This window comes from Rathayibacter sp. AY1F8, assembly GCF_002932165.1.
In the GTDB taxonomy this organism is placed as follows: domain Bacteria; phylum Actinomycetota; class Actinomycetes; order Actinomycetales; family Microbacteriaceae; genus Rathayibacter.
On the sequence record NZ_PSVB01000019.1, the window covers coordinates 59,704 to 65,703 of the forward strand.

The window sequence follows — 6,000 nt, forward strand, 5'->3', positions numbered from 1 at the left end:
CGCACCGCGGGAGCCTCCTGCTCGGGGCGGTCACTGGTCGGAGTTGCCGGCCCAGCGGACGGAGCCCTGCGCCTCCTCCTTGCTGATCGGGGACACGGTGCCGCACTGCGAGCACTCGAGCAGGTAGCGGGTCGAGACGGTCAGGACGGGGACGAAGAAGAGCGAGAGGCGCGTCCGGCGGCGGAGGATCCGCTGCTCGTCGCGCTGCCCGCAGACGCGGCAGACGAAGACGAGCGTCCGGAGGAGGTCCTCGACGGCTCGGGTCCCGAAGATGAGGAGCATGCGTCCGAGCGTAGGGAGCAGGGCGCGCTCGGCGGAGGGGGTTGCCGGGGCGCCGTCGCCGCGAAGCGCCGGGCGCAGACGACCACGGCGAGCGCCGTCTCGAGCAGGTCGCCTCCGTAGAACAGCAGGAGCGCCGCCTGGCGTCCGGTCTCGTCCGGCGCCTCCGCGTAGAGCACGGTCGCGAGCAGCGCGTGCGCGGCGATGCCCGCTCCGAGCACGCCCAGGCGCAGGCCGAACGGGGCGCGGTGCGGGTTCGGATCGACTCCGGCGAGCGCCGCCGTCAGCAGGCAGCCGCTGAGCAGGAAGTGCAGGCCGAGTGCGAGGTGCAGCAGCGGGTCGGCGTGCGCGGCGGCGAGCAGTCCGGTCGCTTGCACGAGCCAGAGGGAACCGGTCGAGAGCAGGAGCGCCGTCACCGGGTGGGCGAGGAGACGGGCCGGGCGGCTCCGGAGCAGCCGCGAGAGCCGTCGGGCCGCGGTGACGTCGAGCGCGCGCAGGGCCAGGGTGACGGGGGCCGAGAGCACCAGGAGGAGCGGCGCGAGCATCCCGAGGACCAGGTGCGTCAGCATCGCCCCGCGCGGATCCGCGTGCGACCACTCCGCGAGCGGACCAGTGAAGCAGAGCGCCGCGGTCGCGAGCCCGCCGAGGAGCAGGGCGGTGCGGTGGAGCGGCCACGGCCGTCCGCGCCGCCGCTCGAGGGCCGCGGCGCCCCCTCCGAGCGCCGCCGCCGCGGCCAGCGGGACCAGGAGCAGCAGGCCCAGGTCGAGCAGGGTGTGGTCGGCGTGCGGGGTCACGCCGTCGCGCGCCGTCGCCGAGGCAGGAGGAGCAGGCCCGCCGCCAGCAGCACCGCTCCGGAGGCGATCCAGACGGAGTCGTAGAGCAGCAGGTCGACGTCGTAGCGCACCTGGTGCACCCGGAGCAGCTTGTGGTCGACGACTCCGTCCCACAGCTGGAACAGCCCCGCCCCCGTGAGCCCCGCGGCCCACGCCGTGCGCGGACGCAGAGCGGATCGGCGCCGGGCGTCGGCGAGCAGGAAGCCGCCGCCGACGAGTGCGAGGATCTCGGCCGCGTGCAGCAGCCCGTCCGAGAGCAGGCCGATCGCCGGAGTGGAGCGGTCGTAGAAGTGGTGCCAGGCGAGGATCTGGTGGAAGACGATCTCGTCGACGGCCGCCATGAGGCCGACTCCGATCAGGAGGCCGCCCTGGAACGCCCGGTCGCCGCGGAGTCCCCGACGCCGCATCCGGTCTCCTCCCGATCGAGTGCCGGGGCCCCGGGATCCCGAGACCCCCGCGCCTCCTCCCGAGGCCCCGCCACCAGGGAAGCGGACGCCCGGATCGCGGCCTAGAGGGTTGACTCCTTGCGCCCGCGCCGGTCGTGCTGCCCCTCCGCTACGGGCTGGGCCGACGAGGCGCAACCCCGCGCGAGGGGCGCTCCCGTTCGGGAGAGTGGAGGCATGCAGCAGCTGACCTACGCCTCCAAGAGCTTCGTGACGACCGACGCCGTGACCGAGGCCCTCCTCGACCTGGTGACCGCGATCGACCGCCAGGAGCACTCCGAAGCGGTCACGGTCCCGGCGTTCACCGAGGACGGCGAGCTCATCGAGGCGAAGATGACGCTCGACGCGAGCAGCGAGCTCGTCGCCGTCCCCGTCGAGGTCTCCATCAAGGACGAGGAGTCGACCACCGGCGCCGTCGAGGCCGCCGTCGAGGACATCCGCTCCCGCATCAAGAGCAACCGCGCCACGATCGCGCGCCCCGTGATCGACGAGGACCCGGAGCCCTACAACTACGAGGAGTTCTGAGCCGCGCCTGCGGGCCTTCACGTCTCAGCACTTCCGCGCCTCCTCCGCACTGAGTTGCCCGGATCTGCTCACGACACGCCGGAGCGGCCAGCCGATCCGGGCACCTCAGCGGCCGTCCCTCAGAGCGCGGACGCAGCCCAGCGCGGGTCGAGGGCGTAGTCCGCGAGGCGCTTCTCGAGCGCGGCGCGCACCTGACCGGGAGCGTCGTCGCCCACGAGCAGACGGAACCGGGCGTCGCTCCGATCAGCGACGTGCGCGAGGATCTCGGCCGCCACCACGGCCGGAGGCGTGCCTCCCGGCGGACCGTCGGTCGGCCAGGGGACCTCGGCCGCTCCGAAGACCTTCCGCCGCAGGTCGTCGTACTCCGGCATCGGCGCCGCGAATCGCATGCTGCCGCCGGCCCAGTCGGTGGCGATCTCCCCGGGCTGCACGAGCGTCACGCGGACGCCGAAGGGGGCGACCTCTGCGGCCATCGCCTCCGTCCAGCCCTCGAGGCCCCATTTTGCCGCGTTGTAGACCCCGAGCGTCGGCATCGTCCCCACCGCGCCGACGGTCGAGATCTGCACGATGTGTCCGGACCCCTGCCGCCGCATCACAGGCAGCGCGGCCCGGCAGAGCCAGAGCGGACCGAGCAGGTCGACGTCCAGCAGCTCCCTCACCTCGTCCTCGCCCACCTCCTCCGCCGTGCCGATGAGCCCGTAGCCCGCGTTGTCGACGAGGACGTCGAGGCGCCCCTCGATCGCCGTGGCCGCGTCGACGGCGCCGGCGGCTGCGGAGGAGTCCGCGACGTCGAGCCGGTGGACCTGCAGCCGCTCGTGCTCGGGCAGGGAGTGCGCGCCCCGGACCGCGGCCAGGACGCAGTGGCCCTCGGCGAGCGCCGCGAGGACGAGCGCACGCCCCAGCCCGCGGGAGGCTCCGGTGATCAGCCAGGTCTGTCGAGTGGTCATGCCTGCACGCTACTCCGAACAAGACGCTCCGTCTCGTTTCGCAGTAGGATCGGAGAATGGCCACCAGCAGGACACGGCAGCGCGTGCACGCCGCCGTGCTCGACCTCGTCGGGACCGAGGGGCTTCCGCGCCTGACGATGGAGGGCGTCGCCGCCCGCGCCGGAGTCGGGAAGCAGACCCTCTACCGCAGCTGGCCCTCCACCGGTGCGATCCTCTTCGACGCGCTCCTCGCGCGGAGCCTGACTCCTGACGGGGCCGTCGCCGTCCCGGACTCCGGAGATCTGCGCGCCGACCTGCTCCTCCTGGTCACCGGCACTGCCGCCGAGCTGAGCGACCCAGTGGCCGAGCCGCTCCTGCGCGCGGTGACCGCTGCGATCCAGACCGACACCGAGCTCGCCGCGCAGTACCGCACCCTGCTGCTCGAGCCCCAGCTGAGCGCGATCGCCGCGCGTCTCGCGAGTGGAGGAGCGGCCGACCCCTCCGGCGCGGCGGAGCTCCTGCTCGGCCCGATCCTCCACCGATGGCTCCTGCGGAGCGGCCCCTTCACCGGCGCGTGGGTCGAGGGGCACGTCGGCCGGGTCGTGCGAGCGCTCCGAGCCTGACGCGTCCCCACCGACCGGCCGGCCTGCCGGGGCCGCATTCCAGCTGCGCCTCTTGACCGGCCGCGCAGCAGGGGGTCGGATGAGGGCGTGCGCGCGCTGGTCCCCGTCTCCGATCCGTGGTCCGTCGACGGGAGCGGGCGGACGGACGACGGGCCCGTCGACGACCTCGCCGTCCGCGCCGAGCGGGACGGCGGCTCGTACTCGGTCCGCACGCTGCGGCTGACCGGTGTCCGCCTCGGGCCGCGCGGCTCGGTGCACGGAGTGGTCACCGACCCGGTCGCGACGGCCGCGCTGGCGATCGGCTCGCTCCTCCTCTCGGTGATCCCCGCCGGCCTGCCCGGGGACCGGACGCGAGCGGCGATGGTGGCGGCGGAGGCGCGGGCTCAGGAGCTGGCCGCCGACCGGCCCGCGTGGGACGTGAGCCCCCTCCCCCTCGACGGGATCGACTACGCGCTCTTCACCCGGACTGTGCCCGAGGGCGCCGTCGCCCACGCCGACCTCGGCTGGGCCGTCGTCGCGCTGTGGAGCACGGGACCGCTCCCCCGGGGCCCCTTCCACCTGCTCGACATCCCCGACGAGCCCGTCCCGCGCTGAGTCGCCCGGATCGGCTCGCGACACACCGCAGCGGGGAGCCGATCCGGGCGACTCAGCGAACGGGTCAGCGCACTCAGCGCGGGGTCACGCGCCCGCGACCGTGGAGCCGCGCACCAGCAGCTCGGTCGGCAGCAGCGTCACGCGCTGCACCTCCTCGCCGGCCAGGAGGCGCACCAGCACGTCCGCCATCGCCTCGCCGAGGCCCGTGGAGGGCTGGCGCACCGTGGTGAGGCGCGGCTCGCTCGCCTCGGCGAAGTAGTCGCCGTCGAATCCCGCGAGCGCGATGTCGCCCGGCACCGTGAGGCCGCGCTCGCGCAGCGCCGTCAGGGCACCCGCCGCCATCTGGTCGTTGGAGGCGAAGACCGCGTCGATCGGCCGGCCGGAGTCGAGCAGGCGGCGCATCGCGGTCGCGCCGTCCTCGGGCGAGTAGTCGCCGTACTCGACGAGCGAGTCGTCGAGCCCCGCGGCGGTGACGGCCGAGCGCCAGCCGGACAGGCGGTCGATCGCGGCGGGCATGTCCTGGCGGCTCGCGATCATCGCGGGGGCCGTGCGGCCGAGGCCCAGGAGGTGCTCGGTGACCGTGCGCGCCGCTCCGGTGTTGTCGACGTCGACGAAGTAGCTGCCGCCCTCCTCCGTCAGCGGCCGCCCGCCGAAGACCACGGGGAGGGAGGCGCCGAGCTGCGCGTAGGAGTGGTCGCCGCTGTGGTGCGAGACGACGAGCGCGCCGTCGACGTTGCCGCCGAGCAGGTAGCGCCGCGTCTTCTCGGGAGCCGCCTCGGACGCGATCACGATGGTGAGCGTGTACTCGGTGCCGGCGAAGGCCATCGCGGCGCCCTGCACGACCGAGGCGAGGAACGGATCCGCGAACACCTTCGCCGCCGACTCCGGCACCACGAGCGCGACGGTCTGCGTGCGGCGGCTGGCGAGGGAGCGCGCGGCGCGGTTGGGCACGTAGCCGAGCTGCTCGATCGCGGCGAGCACGGCCGTCCGGGCGCCATCCTTCACGCGCGGGGAGTCGTTGACGACCCGGCTGACCGTCGCGCGGGAGACTCCGGCCAGCGCGGCGACGGCTTCGAGGGTCGGGGCGGCCGAGGCGGTGTCGTGGGTCATGCAGGCCTTCCTCGCGGGTGCCTCCGAGGCTAGCCGAGCGCCGGAGGAGCGGGCTCGTGCGGGGCGTCCGCGGCGTGAAGGGGCGCGGATCGCGGCCATTCGGGGGTGATGCGGGGCGGCGGAGCGGGCCGGCGGAGTGAGTCCGCGGCCTGCGAGGGCGCGGATAGCGGCCGTTCGGGGTGGCGCCGGGCGGTCGGGGCGCCGCCTCGGCGATCACCGGCGCGACCGGCGCACGGCGATCGGTCGCGCACTGGCGGAGGCAGGGAGCCTCGCGCCCGTCAGCGCCCGCGGCGGAAGCGCGCGAGAAGGCTCCGGAGCCGTTCGGCCTGCCGGTCGGTGAAGTCGTTCGACAGCCGAAACGCCTCGCTCGTCGGGTCCGCCCCGTTCGCGACATCGCGGATGGCGCGCAGCGCCTGCTCGGACGGCGTCGGCCCGTCCCCCGGACGCGGCTGCGCCGGCCCGCTCGAGGGGTCCTCGTCGCGCGGGACCTTCGGCTCCATGTCGCCTCCTCCGCGCAAGCCTAGGCGGCGGCAGGTCGGGCCAGGAGGCCCGAACGGGGCGTGATCGGCGGGATCCTGCGCGGCAGCGGTCGGGATGAGCCGAGCACGACGAACGGCCGAGCCGAGAACCCGCCGGCCGCTCAGTCCACGGCCCGATCCCTCCCCGC

General features: G+C 74.8%; 9 protein-coding genes. 3 read left to right on the forward strand and 6 right to left on the reverse strand.

The window, feature by feature from the left end; translation table 11 throughout:
• Positions 1-30: 30 nt before the first annotated feature.
• From C5C35_RS17420 to C5C35_RS13270, 3 genes are read right to left on the reverse strand one after another with little or no spacing between them, the layout of a single operon-like run.
• Positions 31-189: a hypothetical protein gene (locus tag C5C35_RS17420; RefSeq protein ID WP_374953122.1), complete on the reverse strand. Its 159-nt coding sequence runs from the start codon at positions 187-189 to the stop codon at positions 31-33.
• Positions 141-1,073: a cytochrome c oxidase assembly protein gene (locus tag C5C35_RS13265; protein ID WP_104263272.1), complete on the reverse strand. Its 933-nt coding sequence runs from the start codon at positions 1,071-1,073 to the stop codon at positions 141-143. Before C5C35_RS13265 ends, C5C35_RS17420 begins: the two co-directional genes overlap by 49 nt.
• Positions 1,070-1,519 (reverse strand): DUF2243 domain-containing protein, encoded by a 450-nt coding sequence (locus tag C5C35_RS13270; protein WP_104247221.1) that lies wholly within the window; start codon positions 1,517-1,519, stop codon positions 1,070-1,072. The genes C5C35_RS13265 and C5C35_RS13270 overlap by 4 nt, the downstream gene beginning before the upstream one ends.
• A gap of 213 nt (positions 1,520-1,732) precedes the next feature.
• Between C5C35_RS13270 and C5C35_RS13275 the strand changes: the two genes are divergently transcribed.
• Positions 1,733-2,080, forward strand: coding sequence for a hypothetical protein (locus C5C35_RS13275; protein WP_104223965.1), 348 nt, complete (start codon positions 1,733-1,735; stop codon positions 2,078-2,080).
• 119 nt (positions 2,081-2,199) lie between these two features.
• On the opposite strand, the gene C5C35_RS13280 is transcribed toward C5C35_RS13275, so the two are convergent.
• The gene (locus C5C35_RS13280) at positions 2,200-3,027 is read right to left on the reverse strand and encodes an SDR family NAD(P)-dependent oxidoreductase (RefSeq protein WP_258069065.1); all 828 of its coding nucleotides are present in this window, start codon (positions 3,025-3,027) and stop codon (positions 2,200-2,202) included.
• A 56-nt stretch (positions 3,028-3,083) separates the two neighbouring features.
• Here C5C35_RS13280 and C5C35_RS13285 point away from each other — a divergent pair, with 56 nt between their 5' ends.
• Together C5C35_RS13285 and C5C35_RS13290 are read left to right on the forward strand one after the other, a co-directional pair.
• Complete coding sequence (locus C5C35_RS13285; RefSeq protein ID WP_104263273.1) at positions 3,084-3,629, forward strand: TetR/AcrR family transcriptional regulator; 546 nt, start codon at positions 3,084-3,086, stop codon at positions 3,627-3,629.
• Positions 3,630-3,716: 87 nt separating this feature from the next.
• The gene (locus tag C5C35_RS13290; RefSeq protein WP_104263274.1) at positions 3,717-4,223 is read left to right on the forward strand and encodes a hypothetical protein; all 507 of its coding nucleotides are present in this window, start codon (positions 3,717-3,719) and stop codon (positions 4,221-4,223) included.
• Between the two features lie 84 nt (positions 4,224-4,307).
• Here C5C35_RS13290 and C5C35_RS13295 read toward each other — a convergent pair whose 3' ends face one another.
• Positions 4,308-5,333 carry a LacI family DNA-binding transcriptional regulator gene (locus C5C35_RS13295; RefSeq protein WP_104223963.1) on the reverse strand — a complete coding sequence of 342 codons (1,026 nt, stop codon included), beginning with the start codon at positions 5,331-5,333 and terminating at the stop codon, positions 4,308-4,310.
• 278 nt (positions 5,334-5,611) lie between these two features.
• Entirely contained in the window at positions 5,612-5,833 is a 222-nt protein-coding gene (locus C5C35_RS13300) for a hypothetical protein (protein ID WP_104263275.1), read from the reverse strand.
• Between the last annotated feature and the right edge of the window lie 167 nt (positions 5,834-6,000).

Bases quoted from the DNA above. Each gene is read 5' to 3' on its own strand.
- C5C35_RS13270 (WP_104247221.1), bottom strand. From the start codon at position 1,519: ATGCGGCGTCGGGGACTCCGCGGCGACCGGGCGTTCCAGGGCGGCCTC.
- C5C35_RS13275 (WP_104223965.1), top strand. From the start codon at position 1,733: ATGCAGCAGCTGACCTACGCCTCCAAGAGCTTCGTGACGACCGACGCC.
- C5C35_RS13280 (WP_258069065.1), bottom strand. From the start codon at position 3,027: ATGACCACTCGACAGACCTGGCTGATCACCGGAGCCTCCCGCGGGCTG.
- C5C35_RS13285 (WP_104263273.1), top strand. From the start codon at position 3,084: ATGGCCACCAGCAGGACACGGCAGCGCGTGCACGCCGCCGTGCTCGAC.
- C5C35_RS13295 (WP_104223963.1), bottom strand. From the start codon at position 5,333: ATGACCCACGACACCGCCTCGGCCGCCCCGACCCTCGAAGCCGTCGCC.
- C5C35_RS13300 (WP_104263275.1), bottom strand. From the start codon at position 5,833: ATGGAGCCGAAGGTCCCGCGCGACGAGGACCCCTCGAGCGGGCCGGCG.